This is a genomic window from Novosphingobium meiothermophilum (assembly GCF_003171715.1).
Lineage (GTDB): Bacteria > Pseudomonadota > Alphaproteobacteria > Sphingomonadales > Sphingomonadaceae > Novosphingobium > Novosphingobium meiothermophilum.
The window spans coordinates 510,597-524,555 of record NZ_QGHL01000004.1; the positions used below are offsets into that span (position 1 = coordinate 510,597).

General features: G+C 63.3%; 11 protein-coding genes and 1 other RNA gene. 6 read left to right on the top strand and 6 right to left on the bottom strand.

The genetic code is table 11. From position 1 onward, the window contains the following. Positions 1-479 precede the first annotated feature (479 nt). Together rpoH and DKM43_RS02815 are read right to left on the bottom strand one after the other, a co-directional pair. Positions 480-1,379, bottom strand: coding sequence for an RNA polymerase sigma factor RpoH (rpoH, locus tag DKM43_RS02810; protein ID WP_109796927.1), 900 nt, complete (start codon positions 1,377-1,379; stop codon positions 480-482). A gap of 111 nt (positions 1,380-1,490) precedes the next feature. Further along, complete coding sequence (locus DKM43_RS02815; protein ID WP_109796928.1) at positions 1,491-2,498, bottom strand: RluA family pseudouridine synthase; 1,008 nt, start codon at positions 2,496-2,498, stop codon at positions 1,491-1,493. 508 nt (positions 2,499-3,006) lie between these two features. Here DKM43_RS02815 and DKM43_RS02820 point away from each other — a divergent pair. The 5 genes from DKM43_RS02820 (at position 3,007) to DKM43_RS02840 (ending at position 6,379) form a co-directional block, all read left to right on the top strand. Continuing rightward, positions 3,007-3,417 (top strand): M67 family metallopeptidase, encoded by a 411-nt coding sequence (locus DKM43_RS02820; protein ID WP_109796929.1) that lies wholly within the window; start codon positions 3,007-3,009, stop codon positions 3,415-3,417. 169 nt (positions 3,418-3,586) lie between these two features. Beyond that, a complete protein-coding gene (locus DKM43_RS02825; protein ID WP_109796930.1) occupies positions 3,587-4,228 on the top strand; it encodes a histidine phosphotransferase family protein in 642 nt (213 codons plus the stop codon). A gap of 16 nt (positions 4,229-4,244) precedes the next feature. Further along, a complete protein-coding gene (locus tag DKM43_RS02830; protein ID WP_109796931.1) occupies positions 4,245-4,949 on the top strand; it encodes an N-acetylmuramoyl-L-alanine amidase in 705 nt (234 codons plus the stop codon). 7 nt (positions 4,950-4,956) lie between these two features. Further along, positions 4,957-5,401, top strand: an RNA gene (gene rnpB / locus DKM43_RS02835) — RNase P RNA component class A. Positions 5,402-5,443: 42 nt separating this feature from the next. After that, positions 5,444-6,379, top strand: a complete 936-nt coding sequence (locus DKM43_RS02840) for a cation diffusion facilitator family transporter (protein WP_109796932.1) — start codon at positions 5,444-5,446, stop codon at positions 6,377-6,379. Positions 6,380-6,719: 340 nt separating this feature from the next. Here DKM43_RS02840 and clpX read toward each other — a convergent pair whose 3' ends face one another. Both clpX and clpP read right to left on the bottom strand, forming a co-directional pair. After that, positions 6,720-7,976: an ATP-dependent Clp protease ATP-binding subunit ClpX gene (clpX, locus tag DKM43_RS02845; protein WP_109796933.1), complete on the bottom strand. Its 1,257-nt coding sequence runs from the start codon at positions 7,974-7,976 to the stop codon at positions 6,720-6,722. A 153-nt stretch (positions 7,977-8,129) separates the two neighbouring features. Then, entirely contained in the window at positions 8,130-8,837 is a 708-nt protein-coding gene (gene clpP / locus DKM43_RS02850; RefSeq protein ID WP_109796934.1) for an ATP-dependent Clp endopeptidase proteolytic subunit ClpP, read from the bottom strand. A gap of 249 nt (positions 8,838-9,086) precedes the next feature. Between clpP and DKM43_RS02855 the strand changes: the two genes are divergently transcribed. Further along, on the top strand, positions 9,087-10,550 hold the full coding sequence (locus tag DKM43_RS02855) for an amidase (protein WP_109796935.1): 1,464 nt from the start codon (positions 9,087-9,089) through the stop codon (positions 10,548-10,550). A gap of 15 nt (positions 10,551-10,565) precedes the next feature. Here the strand turns inward: DKM43_RS02855 and DKM43_RS02860 are convergent, their stop codons facing one another. Then, positions 10,566-11,843, bottom strand: a complete 1,278-nt coding sequence (locus tag DKM43_RS02860) for an endo-1,4-beta-xylanase (protein ID WP_109796936.1) — start codon at positions 11,841-11,843, stop codon at positions 10,566-10,568. 540 nt (positions 11,844-12,383) lie between these two features. Continuing rightward, positions 12,384-13,952 (bottom strand): trigger factor, encoded by a 1,569-nt coding sequence (gene tig / locus DKM43_RS02865; RefSeq protein WP_109796937.1) that lies wholly within the window; start codon positions 13,950-13,952, stop codon positions 12,384-12,386. Between the last annotated feature and the right edge of the window lie 7 nt (positions 13,953-13,959).

Consider the following 13,959-nt stretch of genomic DNA (forward strand, 5'->3'; position numbering starts at 1 on the left):
AGTAGCCTGCTGCGCCTGAACGGCCGAAGCGGACACACCAAACGCGGCGACGCCAGCAAAAGTGGCGAACAAAGGCTTCTTCAATTTCGTGCCCCCAATGAAAGCATCCGCAGGCAAGTCTGAGATGACTCACCTTCCAAACTTCCGATTGCGAACCCGAAAAATCTTTCTTCTGCTCAGTTTTGAGGCTGCCTCAGTGCCAGATTGGTGGCAATCATTGTTAACGAGATGAAAACCAACACGCCAACAGGCATCCTCAATACTGAACGTTGCTGTTCTATCATTCCCAGCAGCACAGAAATGTGACGGAGCACACGTTCTCTCTGGCGTGGCGCGCAATTGGCCGAGGCGCAAAAATGCCTGACGGCCGGGTATGATCCGGCCGTCATTTTTAGTCCATTATGAATATAAGCGCCCCGGCTTATCGCCAATTACTGGCGCAGATCGGACCGCAGCGGCACGCCAACGCCCGAGTCGGATCAGGCCGGGAGGAGCTTGCGTTCGACCGCGATGCGCTGGATCGCCTTCTGGAGCTTCTCGAAGGCGCGCACCTCGATCTGGCGGACGCGTTCGCGGCTTACGTTATAGACCTGGCTCAGTTCTTCGAGGGTCTTCGGTTCATCGATCAGGCGGCGATCGGTAAGAATGTGGCGCTCGCGCTCGTTCAGGCTGCCCATGGCCTCGACCAGCAGTTCATGCCGGTAACGGGCCTCCTCGGCCTCGGCAACGGTTTCATCCTGAAGCGGGCGGTCGTCGGTCAGCCAGTCCTGCCACGAACCTTCCCCGTCCTCGCGCATGGAGACGTTGAGCGAGGCATCGCCGCCCATCATCATGCGCCGGTTCATGTTGATCACTTCCTGCTCAGGCACGCCGAGATCGGTTGCAATCTTCTTCACGTCATCGGGGTGAAGATCGGAGTCCTCGAAGGCTTCGAGGTTTTTCTTCATGCGCCGCAGGTTGAAGAAGAGCTTCTTCTGCGCGGCAGTGGTGCCCATCTTCACGAGGCTCCACGAGCGCAGGATGAACTCCTGAATCGAAGCCTTGATCCACCACATGGCGTAAGTGGCCAGACGGAAACCCCGGTCCGGCTCGAACTTCTTGACGCCCTGCATCAGGCCGATGTTGCCTTCGGAAATGAGTTCGCTCACCGGCAGGCCATAGCCGCGATATCCCATGGCGATCTTGGCCACGAGGCGCAAATGGCTCGTCACCAGTTGAGCGGCAGCTTCAGGATCCTGATGCTCCTGGAAACGCTTGGCGAGCATGTATTCCTGCTCGGCCGTCAGCACCGGAAACTTGCGGATTTCGGCAAGGTAGCGGTTGAGGCTGGCTTCCCCGCCGAGGGCGGGGACGGTCAACGCGGTCTTTTCCTCACTCACCTGAACATTCCTTTCATCGCGTCGGTTCCCATGGTCCGGCCCCCTGCTGGGCGACCGTTGGCGGGACCACACATTGCGGAGCCTTCGAACGACCGACTCCATGTCTGAACTCTACAGCATCGCCATGACTTTTGCATCCTGCCCGTCAGCGCACAATTCGACGACAAGTTCCCGCATGTCGACGGGCGTCGGGCTGATGAAGTGCAGCGCCTTGCCGCTGATCGGATGGATGAACCCCAGTTCGGCCGCATGAAGCGCCTGACGGTGGAAGCCGAGTCGCTGCAACAAAGGCCGAAGCTTTGAGGGTGTGCGTCCATAGACGGGATCGCCCAATAGCGGATGGCCGATTGACGCAAGGTGAACGCGCACCTGATGGGTTCGCCCGGTTTCTAGCCGACATTCCACCAGCGCGGCTCCATCAGGCGCGGCCCCATCAAGTGCGGCAAGCATGCGATAGTGCGTGACAGCGTGCTTGCCCCTTGCCGGGCCATGCGGTCCGTCCTCGACCAAGGCCATCTTCTTGCGGTCGTGGCTTGACCGGGCAATTGCCCCGCGCACCGTGCCGGCGGGCGGCTTCGGCACCCCCGCCGTCACGCATCTGTAGGCGCGGACGATCGAATGATCGGCAAACTGCCGTGCCAGTCCTTCGTGCGCGGCGTCGGTCTTGGCGACGACCAGCAGGCCCGAAGTATCCTTGTCGATCCGGTGCACGATCCCCGGCCGCGCCACCCCGCCAATACCCGAAAGCTGCCCCCGGCAATGATGCAGGAGCGCGTTGACGAGCGTGCCGTCGGGATTGCCCGCGGCGGGATGGACGACCAGCCCCGCGGGCTTGTCCACCACGATCAGCGCCTCGTCCTCGTGGACGACGACCAGCGGAATATCCTGGGCCAGCGCTTCGGCAGGCGCGGCCTGCGGCACGCGGATTTCGAAAGCGGTGCCTTCGGCGGGCTTGATCGACGCCTGCACCGCCACTTTGCCGCCAAGGCTGATCCGCCCCTCGCCCAGCAGAGCCTTCACCCGTTCGCGCGAAAGCCCCGATGCATCGGCCAGCGCCTTGTCGAGCCGCTGGCCACCGGCAGGAACGGTTCCGGAAATGATCGTATCGGCGCCCCCCATCGCCGCCGATATGGGAAAGAGGCCGGTGCGGTTCAAGCCGCACCGATGGCCCGGCTCAATCCCGCTGAGGCGCCGCCTGCGGCTGCCCGGCCGACTTTCCGGTCCCGCGCTCGGTCCGGGATGGTTCCTGCCCGTCACGCGGAGGCGCCTTGGGCGGTCCGGCATTCACCCGTTCGCCAAAGGTGGCCTGCTGGCTCTGCTTCGCGGGCGAAACATGGCTGCCCCTAGCCGCGGCAGGCGCATCCGCAAAAGGGGTGGACGCCTTGCTGCCAGGGCCGGACACTCCCGGTCTTGCAGGTTCCGCATGGGCCGAGATCGCAAAGCTGCACACTGCCAGAATGGCTGTGAGTGGGATACGGATTCGTGGCGCCATCATTCTGCTCCTCCCTGCCTGCCTTCTGCTTCGCGCAGGACGCGGCCTGCTGTATTATCACAAATCGCTGAATGGCGGATGATCGCGACACACCACACGCTTGCCAGCCACTCGCCATGACGCCAGACCGGCGCGATGATCCTTTCGATCAGCCATCACTGCCTTGAAGCCATGGTGGCCTGCGCGCGCGCCGCAGTGCCGCACGAGGCCTGCGGCCTTCTGCTTGGCAGCGGCCATGTTATCGATGCTGCCGTGCCTGCCGCCAATGTGGCCACGCAGCCCAGCGATCATTTCGAGATTGATCCGGCCGCGCTGATCGCGGCGCATCGGACCGCGCGCGAAGGCGGACCGCAGGTTCTGGGATACTTTCATTCGCATCCCAACGGACTTGGCCGGCCTTCGGCAACGGATGTGGCCAGCGCCGCGCACGACGGCCGGGTGTGGATTATCCTGGCCCATTCCGGCATGGGCCAGTGGACCACTACGTGTTGGCGCGATGGCCCTGACGGCTTCGAAGCGCTTTCCTATCGCATTGCGCAAGGCTAAGGCTGAGAGCGAAGATGACACATTTCGTTGCTTGCCCCGCCATGATGCCGCCCCCTGCACGGGCTGCGGCATGGCCCTGCGCGGACGACGCAATGGCTGCCCACAGGCGTCAAGCAGCACCATTCCGATTTCCTGATCCAGATCTCCTGACAAGGCGTATACCCTGATCATGTCTTCCAACTCGCTCGATCTTGCCAGCCTGCTCTGCTCGCGCCTCTGCCACGACCTGCTCAGCCCCGTGGGCGCCCTTTCCAACGGGCTGGAACTCCTTGCCGAGGAGAAAGACCCCGAAATGCGCCAGCGCTGCTTCGAACTGCTGGAGCAGAGCGCGAAGGCATCGGCCGACAAGCTGAAGTTCTTCCGCCTTGCCTTCGGTGCGGCGGGCGGCTTTGGCGACACTGTGCCGGTGAGCGAGGCGCAGGCACTGGTCGATGCGCTGGTGGGCGGCAATGCGCGGGTCAGCGTGAACTGGCTCTTTGGCGTCGACGCGCTGTCGAAGCCCGCCGTCAAGACGCTCCTGAACCTTGCCCTGATCGGGCTGGATGCACTGGTGCGCGGCGGCACGCTCGACATTGGCGCCGAAGTGCGCGGCGGCGTTGCCGAAATCGTGGTGCGCGCCGCCGGACAGCGCGTGGCGTTTGACCCGGCGATCGGACAGGCGCTGGAAGGCACCCTGCCCGCTGCCGAACTGTCCAGCCGCACGGCACCGGCCGCCATGGTCCAGCAACTGACCGCAGCCGCAGGGGGAGGCGTGCAGGTGCATGTGACGCCGGAAAGCCTCGTCATGGGCGCGGTGCTTCCGGTCGGCTGAGGCTGAGGGCCGAACGATGCGCCGCTGGCTCGTCCACCGCGAGATTCCCTCGCCCAACTGGAACGAGCGCAAGCTGCCGGTCAGCATGGTCGTGCTGCATTACACCGGCATGGAATCGGCGCATGCCGCGCTGGACCGGCTGTGCGATCCCGCGGCGGAAGTGTCGGCGCACTATCTGATCGACGAGGACGGCACCGTCACCGCCCTTGTCGACGAAGACAAGCGCGCGTGGCATGCCGGGCGGGCAAGCTGGCGCGGCATAACCGATGTGAACTCGGCCAGCGTGGGCATAGAACTGGTCAACCCCGGCCACGAGTTCGGCTACCGCCCCTTCCCCGACGCCCAGATCGAGGCACTGCTGCCGCTGCTGGCGGATATCATGAAGCGCCACAATGTGCCGCGCGCGAACGTGGTCGGCCATTCCGATGTGGCTCCGGCGCGCAAGGAAGATCCGGGCGAACTGTTCCCGTGGGAACTGCTGGCGCGCCACCGGCTGTGTCTGCCAACGCCCAAGCTTTCCATGCGGCTGCTTTACGACAACGAAGCCGCCTTCTTCCTCGCGCTCGAACGGTTCGGCTATGACATCTCGGACCAGAAGGCCGCGGTGCGGGCGTTTCAGCGCCGCTGGCGGCCGCAACGGATCGACGGTGAAGTGGACGGGCAGATCGGCGCGCTCCTGTTCGAACTGCTGTTGGAACGCGATCTGGGTCATGCTAGGTAGCGCTGCGCCAGGGGGCCGGGCAGCCGCGTTGTCTTGACGACACCGAGGAAAGTCCGGGCTCCACGAAACAAGGGTGGCGGGTAACGCCCGCCGGGCCTGCGGCTGCGACGAAAGTCGGGGCAAAGGGTCAAGGGAAAGTGCCACAGAGAGCAGACCGCCTTTCAGGATCGCAGGATCAGGAAGGTAAGGGTGAAAGGGTGCGGCAAGAGCGCACCGCGCTTTCCGGCAACGGAAGCGGCACGGCAAACCCCACCCGGAGCAAGATCGAATAGGGACTGCGCGCCTTTCGGGGCAGGCCGGTTTCGGGCCAGCAGTCCGGGTTGATTGCTTGAGCGTTCCGGCAACGGTCCGCCTAGAGGAATGGCTGCCAGTGCCGATACGGTGCCCGCCAAAGGGAAACCTTGGGCATACCGTCGGCGCTACAGAACCCGGCTTACAGGCCCCCTGGCGCATCGCATGTTTCCACTGCAAGACCAAGGCGCTAGAACAAGCCAATGTCCGCTGGCCATCACCATACACTTCACGATCATGGGCATCATGGGCATGGGCACGCTCCGGCCAGCTTTGGCCGGGCCTTTGCCATCGGGATCGGGTTGAACCTTGGCTTCGTGATCGTCGAGGCGGCATACGGGTTCATCTCAGGTTCGATGGCGCTGATCGCCGATGCGGGCCATAACCTTTCGGACGTGCTCGGTCTGGTCATTGCCTGGATCGCCAGCGTGCTGACCCGGCGCCCCCCGTCCGCGCGTTTCACCTACGGCTTCAAATCAAGTTCGATCCTTGCCGCGCTGGGCAATGCCGCCTTCCTGATGATGGCGCTGGGCGCGATCCTTGTGGAGACGATTCGCCGCCTGTTCGAACCGGAACCCGTGGCCGGGACAACGGTGATGATCGTGGCGGCCATCGGCATTGTCATAAATACCGCAACCGCGCTCATGTTCATGCGTGGCCGCCACCATGATCTCAATATCCGCGGAGCCTATCTGCACATGGCGGCGGATGCTGCGGTTTCGGCAGGCGTTGTCGTGGCGGGCCTTCTCATCACCCTTACGGGCGCGCAATGGATCGATCCGGCAACAAGCCTCGTCATCGTGGGTGTGATTGCCTGGAGCACGTGGGGCCTGCTGAAAGATTCGCTGCGGATGAGCCTGCTGGGCGTTCCCGGCAATATCGACGAACGCCTCGTGCGCAGTTTCCTAGAAGGGCTGAATGGAGTTGAGGCAGTGCACGATCTGCACATCTGGCCGATGAGCACGACCGAGACCGCGCTTACCGCGCACCTTGTCATGCCCGGCGGCCATCCCGGCGACGGGTTCCTGCATCAGCTTGCGCACGAACTGGAACATGAGTTCGGCATTGGCCATCCCACCGTGCAGATCGAGACGATCAATGGCCACGAGTGCGTCTTGCTGGATGACCATACGGTCTGAGGCGGATGACCGCAGCCCCCTGACCTTGCAGACATAGCCCCAAGGGACACGTCGCAATTTGTCCTCCAAGGCTCCATTTCCCGGAGCGGAGACGTTCCGACCGGGTTTGATCTACCCCTCCGACCCGGTTCCTCCCCTGACTTTCCGGCTATCTCGTTCCCTTCGGCCGGGGTCACATTCATGAAGGCGCGCTGCCTGCCGGCGGCGCGCCTCTTTTTTCGCGAATCGCGCACGGGAAAAGGGCGGCCACCGTGCGATGGCCGCCCCTTGTGCGGTGCGCGATCAAGCGATGTTTCCGAGGCGTGCCCGGCTCAGCGCGCCTTGTCAGTGCGCAGCGCTATCAGGCCGCTTCTTCCTTGGCCTTGTGCACGCGGATCGGCTCCTTGCGGCCTTCGACCACGTCCTTGTCGACAACGACCTCGGTGATGTCGGTTTCGGTCGGCACGTCGAACATGGTGTCGAGCAGCAAGCCTTCGACGATCGAACGAAGACCGCGGGCGCCCGTCTTGCGTTCGATGGCCTTCCTGGCGATCGCCTCAAGCGCGTCGTCGGTGAAGGTCAGCGTAACATCTTCCAGTTCGAACAGCTTGGCATACTGTTTGATGAGCGCGTTCTTGGGTTCCTTGAGGATCTTGACCAGCGCCTCGATGTCGAGATCGTTAAGGGTGGCAATCACCGGCAAACGACCGACGAACTCAGGAATCAGCCCGAACTTGAGCAGATCTTCCGGTTCCGACTTCTGGAGAAGTTCGCCCACGCGGCGCTTTTCCGGATCGGCGACATGCGCCCCGAAACCGATCGAGCGCTTCTGCAGACGATCGGCGATGATCTTGTCCAGACCGGCAAAGGCACCGCCGCAGATGAACAGGATGTTCGTGGTATCGACCTGCAGGAACTCCTGCTGCGGATGCTTGCGGCCACCCTGCGGCGGAACCGAGGCCGTGGTGCCTTCCATCAGCTTGAGCAGTGCCTGCTGCACGCCTTCGCCCGAAACGTCACGCGTGATCGAGGGGTTTTCGGCCTTGCGGCTGATCTTGTCGATCTCGTCGATATAAACGATCCCGTGCTGCGCCTTCTCGACGTTGTAGTCGGACGCCTGAAGCAGCTTGAGGATGATGTTCTCCACGTCCTCGCCCACGTAACCGGCTTCGGTCAGCGTGGTGGCGTCGGCCATGGTGAAGGGCACATCAAAGGTTTTCGCCAGCGTCTGCGCCAGCAGGGTCTTGCCCGAACCGGTCGGCCCGACAAGCAGGATGTTCGACTTCTGGAGTTCGACATCGCCGCCCTTGCCGCTGTGCTTGAGGCGCTTGTAATGGTTGTGGACGGCGACCGAAAGCACGCGCTTGGCGCGGTCCTGCCCGATCACGTAATCGTTCAGAGTCTCGAAGATGTCGCGCGGGGTGGGAACGCCGCCATCCTTCTTTCCGGCGATCCCGGCCTTGGTCTCTTCACGGATGATGTCGTTGCACAGTTCGACGCATTCATCGCAGATGAACACGGTCGGTCCGGCGATGAGCTTTCGCACCTCGTGCTGCGATTTGCCGCAGAAGCTGCAGTAGAGGGTGCTCTTGGTATCCGATCCGGAAAGCTTGGTCATTCGTTCATCCCAGGCGCTCCTTCACAAGGAGCGGGTCCGGCTATCCTACTACCGCAAGGGCATTAATCAACCGGACTCGAAAACAGGTAACAGGCCCTTACCGGCCAGTGCCTTTCTTGCAACGGGAAAGCACGGCCGAAAAGGGGCGTTGCATCATTCCGGTGCGCCGCCGGAGCCTTCTTCATGTCCAACGGCATCGGTTGCGGGGCGCGATTCGAACACCTTGTCCACCAGACCGAACTTCAGCGCTTCCTCTGCCTCCAGGAAGGTATCGCGGTCCATCGCCTTCTCGATCTCGTCGAGCGGGCGGGCGGTGAACTTCACGTAGAGATCGTTCATGCGCTTGCGGATGCGCAGGATCTCGCGCGCCTGAATCTCGATGTCGGAAGCCATGCCGCGCGCACCGCCCGAAGGCTGGTGGATCATGATTCGCGCATTCGGCAGGGCAATGCGCATGCCCGGCTCGCCCGCGGCCAGAAGGAACGAACCCATCGACGCGGCCTGCCCGATGCACACCGTGGACACGCGCGGGCGGATGTATTGCATGGTGTCGTAGATCGCCAGACCCGCCGTCACCACGCCGCCGGGCGAGTTGATGTACATCGAGATGTCCTTGGAGGGGTTTTCCGACTCAAGGAACAGAAGCTGGGCGATGATGACCGAGGCCATGTGGTCCTCGATTTCGCCGGTGACGAAAATGATGCGTTCGCGCAGCAGGCGCGAATAGATATCGAAGCTGCGTTCGCCGCGGCTCGATTGTTCGACCACAACCGGAATCAGTGCGCCGGTGACGGGATCGGTGGTGAACTTTCCCTGATTGCCAAAAGTGGGGGCGCCATGGGCGCCGAACAGGTCGAGCATGGGAATCCTCATATGGTTAGGCCGTCTATGTCGCGTGACATGACCGGATGTTCAAGGGCGTTAACCGCAAATCGGGGGATTTGCGTGGCGGGGGTGTCAAACAAGGTCCCGAAACAAGGCTTCGAAACAAGGGGGCAGAACAAGGGCGTTGCGGCAAACCGCGCGGTCTGCAACCTGCAAGACAAACACATGCCGCGCGCCAGACGCACACGGGCACAGGGCCGAGGCGCGGGAACATGGGGGAATGCTATGAATACCCGTCGCTTGGCCGCCGCGCTGTTCCTTGGTCTTTCAGGCACAAGCGCCGCAGGCCAGACCGTTGACGACTACCTGGCAAGAATCGCTGCAATCGACGATGCCGGGCCGATGCTGCACGCCGTGCTGACGATCAACCCGCAGGCCCGCAGCGAGGAGCGCACGGCAGCAGCAATCAAGGGGCCTCTGGCGGGCAAGCCGGTGCTGGTGAAGGACAATATCGAGGTTGCAGGCCCGATGGCGACGACTGCGGGCAGTCTTGCCCTGAAGGATAACGTCACGGGGCGGGATGCGCCGCTTGTGGCGCGTCTGCGCCGTTCCGGCGTTGTCATCCTTGGCAAGACCAACCTTTCGGAGTGGGCGAACATCCGGTCGAGTTCCTCGTCGAGCGGCTGGAGCGCGCTTGGCGGACAGACCCGCAATCCCCATGCCATCGACCGCTCGCCATGCGGTTCATCTTCCGGCAGCGGCGCGGCCGTTGCCGCAGGGCTGGCATGGGCGGCCATCGGCACCGAGACCGATGGTTCGATCACCTGCCCGGCCTCGGTCAATGGCGTGGTCGGATTCAAGCCCACGGTCGGGATGATCAGCCGGACTCACATCGTCCCGATCAGCCACAGCCAGGATACCGCAGGCCCGATGACACGCAGCGTGGCCGATGCGGCGTTGCTGATGAACGCGCTCGCGGGCACCGATCCAGCCGATTCTGCAACAGCCGAAGCAGACCGGCGCAAGACAGACTTTGCCGCCGGCCTTGCCACGGCCAGCCTCAAGGGTGTGCGGCTGGGCGTCATGCGCAAGCAGGCGGGAAGCCATCCGGCCTTGCTGGCCCTGTTCGAGCAGGCGCTGGCAGACCTGCGCAAGGCTGGTGCGGAACTGGTGGACATATCCTTCGATCCCGCGCCCGAAATGGGGCGCGATGAATATGCCGTGCTGCTGCACGAACTGCGCGAGGACATGGGCCGCTACCTGCGTTCCCTCCCCGGAAGCGGCGGGCCGCGCTCGCTGGCGGATCTCATTGCCTTCAACAAGGCCCACCCCGAAGAACTGCGCTGGTTCGGGCAGGACATCTTCGAAGCGGCCGAAGCCGCGACCGACACGAGCGCCTATGCACAGGCGCGCGCCAACGCGCTGCGCCTTGCCGGGCCTGAGGGAATTGACCGCCTGTTGCAGGAACACCGCGCATCCCTGCTCATCGCGCCCACCGATGGCCCGGCTTGGCCGATCGACCTTGTTCTGGGCGACCACTTCACCAGCGTGGGCGCGGGCAGCCTGGCAGCGATTGCCGGATACCCGCATCTTTCGGTGCCGATGGGCGCGGTTGAGGGCCTGCCCATCGGCTTGTCATTCATCGGCACGAAGTGGGACGACAGGCGCGTGCTTGAAGCAGGCGCGGCTTATGAACGCGCCCGCTCGGCTGCGGTGCCCGCGCCTTCCCTGAAGCGCTGGGGCGAATGACGGGCACGCAAACGCCTAGGCCGGTGCGGCGAGAGCAGGCGCGGCCGCGATGGCATCGATGATCGCCTGTCGCATCGGCTTTACCTGAAAATCGCGGTCATAGGGGCACGGGCGCTGCGGCTGGCCATCGCTGCGCGGTGCAAAGCTCTGCAACCAGCTATAGCGATCGGACATGCCCCAGACGAGCACATCCCGGCACTGGCGATAGCTGAGAAGGATATCGAGATAGCCCCGCACAAGCGTTGCCGAATCCTCGTCGCGCACCGCAGTGCTGCCGTTGCGGCCGACATCGTTCACATCCAGTTCGGTCAGGACCAGATCATATCCCAGCGCGACGACTTCGTTGAGGAAAGCAACCCACGAATCGCGCCGGGCATCGACGATATCGCGCGCAGGCTGGCTGGAATAGAAGCCGATGTGCCCCTGAATGCCCAAGGCATCGACCGGCACGTTGCGATCACGGAACCCCCTGAGAAGGTTGAGAACGCCCTCGCGGTGACGCGGCGCATCGCCCCCGCCCCAGTCCATGTAGTCATTATAGACAAGCTGCGCGTTCGGCGCTTCGGCGCGCGCGGTGCGGAAGGCAAGGTCGATGAGGCTGGTATCCTCGCCCGCCAGCCGCGAGAAGCTGTTGGAGCGAAGCTGGCCGGTTGCCGGATCAATCGCCTCGTTGACCACGTCCCAGCTATAGATGCGATTGCCATAGCGGCGGATCACCGTCTCGATATGGCCGCGCACCAGATCGGTAACATTGGGGGTTGCGCTTGCACTGTAGCCGCGCGCCCAGCCGGGAAAGCGCTCCTCCACATACCACAGCAGCGTGTGCCCGCGCATAAGCATCGATTTCGATTCGGCATAGGCCAGCATCTCGTCGAAGCGCGTGAAGTTGTAGGTTGTCGCGCCGGGGCGGATGAACTCCCACTTCAACTCGTTTTCCGCCACCAGCACGCCGCAATCGCGCTCAAGCATGGCGGCATAGTTCGGATTGGCGAAACTGCCCGCATCCGCATTCGGCGCGGACCACGCCACGGCCGATCCAAAGCGGCGCCCGCGCGCAGCGGCCAAAGTGTGCACACCTGCTGACGAAGTTGGGGTTGGGGTGGGGGTCGGGGTGGGTGTAGGCGAAGGGGTGGGGCTTGGCGAAGGCGCGGGCACCGGGGATGGCAGGGTGATCGGTCCTGCCCCCGAACCGCTGCCCCCGCCGCCGCAGGCTGCAACGGCGCCCGATGCCAGCAGCGCCAGGTGCTCGCGCCGGGTCAGCGCACGGATATCAAGTGACGGCCTATCGGACATTCTGCTCTCCCGGTGATGCGGCCGATCATTCGCGGCCCGCATTTGCAACAAATTATGTAGCGCTCACATTTGTCCGCCTACCCGTGTGCGATCCAGCGCCACAAAGAATGTGCGGCCAAAAGGATTGGGGAGCAGCGCCGCGCGCTTCGGCGCAATCTTTCCCGCAACCGAAAGGCCTTTCCCAGATTGGACAACGCAACGACCCACATTCCGCGAGGCGACACAAAATGTTGTTCAAAATGGATTTTATGGGAGATGCGATGCGTGACCGGACAGATCTGCACCGATCGAAAGCCAATGCAAGGCGTTCGTCCATGCCACTCTTGATCATCGCGCCTCTCCCGAATGCGCTGGCCTGGCTTATGGCCATCGGTTAGATAGCGCTATCATTATGGAACCTGAATACACCCTGTCAAGGTGCTCACCAGCGCAGCCAGACGTGTGGCTCAGCGCATGCAGAACGCCCCGACATGCGGGGTGCATGCCGGGGCGTTCGGATAACCGGCCCGATGCAGGCCGGAAAGGATCAGATTGCCGGAATCAGCCTTCGGCTTTCTTGCGCGGCGCAGCCTTCTTCTTGGGGGCAGGCGCTTCCTCGGTGGCAGGGGCATCTTCTGCCGCTTCTGCCGCCTTCTTCTTGGGAGCGGCCTTCTTTTTCGGCGCTTCGGCTTCGCCTTCACCCGCTGGGGCAGCTTCGGCGGCCGGTTCCTCGTCCTTGGCGGCCGCGGCCTTCTTCTTGGCCGGAGCCTTCTTGGCGGGCTTGGCTTCGGCAACCGCGCCTTCTTCCGCCTCAATGGCGGCCTGAAGCTCCTCGCGGGTCACTTCGCGTTCGGTCACTTCGGCCTTGTCGAACAGGAAGTCGACGACCTTGTCCTCATAGAGCGGCGCACGCAGCTGCGCGGCGGCGAGCGGCTCGGAACGGACATATTCGACAAAACGCTGGCGGTCCTGCTCGCGATACTGCTGCGCGGCCTGACGGATCAGCATTTCCATTTCCTGCTGCGTGACCTGCACGCCGTTGGCCTGGCCGATTTCGGACAGGAGCAGGCCAAGACGCACGCGGCGTTCGGCGATCTTGCGGTAATCGTCCTTCTCGGCCTCGATTTCCTTCAGGGCCTCTTCGGGGTTTTCCTCGCGGGCCGCTTCCTGCTGAAGCTGGGTCCAGATCTGTTCGAACTCGGCCTCGACCATCGAGGGCGGCACCGCGAAATCATGCCCGGCAGCCAGCTGATCGAGCAGGGCGCGCTTCATCTGCGTGCGGGTCAGACCGGCAGTTTCCTGTTCAAGCTGGCCGCGCAGGAGCGTCTTGAGCTGCTCAAGACTTTCAAGGCCGAGCATCTTGGCAAACTCGTCGTTGGCCTCGAACTCGCCCGGCACCTTTACCGCCTTGACCGTAACGTCGAAGGTGGCTTCCTTGCCCTTGAGGTTCTCGGCCGGATAGTCTGCCGGGAACGTGACGGTGATGGTCTTTTCCTCACCGGCCTTCACGCCGACGAGCTGCTCTTCAAAACCGGGGATGAAGCGCCCGGCGCCCAGTTCGAGCGGCGCATCTTCCGCGCTGCCGCCTTCGAAGGCCACGCCATCCAGCTTGCCCACGAAATCGATGATGATCTGGTCGCCTTCCTTGGCCTTCGCGCCCTTCTTCGCTTCGGTGAACGACTTCTGGCCCTGCCCGATCCGGGCAATGGCTTCATCGACTTCGGCATCGGTGACAGGCACCACCAGCTTTTCCAGCTTCAGGCCATCGAGCGCGGGAGCCTTGATTTCCGGCAGGACTTCCAGTTCGACGGTCAGTTCGGCGTCCTTGCCTTCGTCATAGCCTTCGCCCAGCGCAACGGCAGGCTGCATGGCGGGGCGCAGCTTGTGGTCAGCCACAAGCTTGTCCATCGCGGCGCGGATCGACGTTTGCAGCGCTTCCTGATGGAGCGCGGGGCCGTGCATCTTGCGCACGAGGTTGGCGGGAACCTTGCCGGGACGGAAGCCGGGCATGCGCACCTGCGGCGCAATCTTCCTGACTTCACCTTCGACCCTTGCCGCAATGTCGGCTGCGGGGATGGTGACGGTGTAGGCGCGCTTCAGGCCTTCGTTGGTGGTTTCGACGATCTGCATCCTGATC

What these genes read in the sequence shown, in the direction of transcription:
- DKM43_RS02840 (WP_109796932.1), top strand. Translation starts at nt 5,444, where the DNA reads ATGTCCGCTGGCCATCACCATACACTTCACGATCATGGGCATCATGGG.
- clpX (WP_109796933.1), bottom strand. Translation starts at nt 7,976, where the DNA reads ATGACCAAGCTTTCCGGATCGGATACCAAGAGCACCCTCTACTGCAGC.
- tig (WP_109796937.1), bottom strand. Translation starts at nt 13,952, where the DNA reads ATGCAGATCGTCGAAACCACCAACGAAGGCCTGAAGCGCGCCTACACC.
- DKM43_RS02860 (WP_109796936.1), bottom strand. Translation starts at nt 11,843, where the DNA reads ATGTCCGATAGGCCGTCACTTGATATCCGTGCGCTGACCCGGCGCGAG.
- DKM43_RS02825 (WP_109796930.1), top strand. Translation starts at nt 3,587, where the DNA reads ATGTCTTCCAACTCGCTCGATCTTGCCAGCCTGCTCTGCTCGCGCCTC.
- DKM43_RS02855 (WP_109796935.1), top strand. Translation starts at nt 9,087, where the DNA reads ATGAATACCCGTCGCTTGGCCGCCGCGCTGTTCCTTGGTCTTTCAGGC.
- clpP (WP_109796934.1), bottom strand. Translation starts at nt 8,837, where the DNA reads ATGCTCGACCTGTTCGGCGCCCATGGCGCCCCCACTTTTGGCAATCAG.
- DKM43_RS02820 (WP_109796929.1), top strand. Translation starts at nt 3,007, where the DNA reads ATGATCCTTTCGATCAGCCATCACTGCCTTGAAGCCATGGTGGCCTGC.
- DKM43_RS02830 (WP_109796931.1), top strand. Translation starts at nt 4,245, where the DNA reads ATGCGCCGCTGGCTCGTCCACCGCGAGATTCCCTCGCCCAACTGGAAC.
- DKM43_RS02815 (WP_109796928.1), bottom strand. Translation starts at nt 2,498, where the DNA reads ATGGGGGGCGCCGATACGATCATTTCCGGAACCGTTCCTGCCGGTGGC.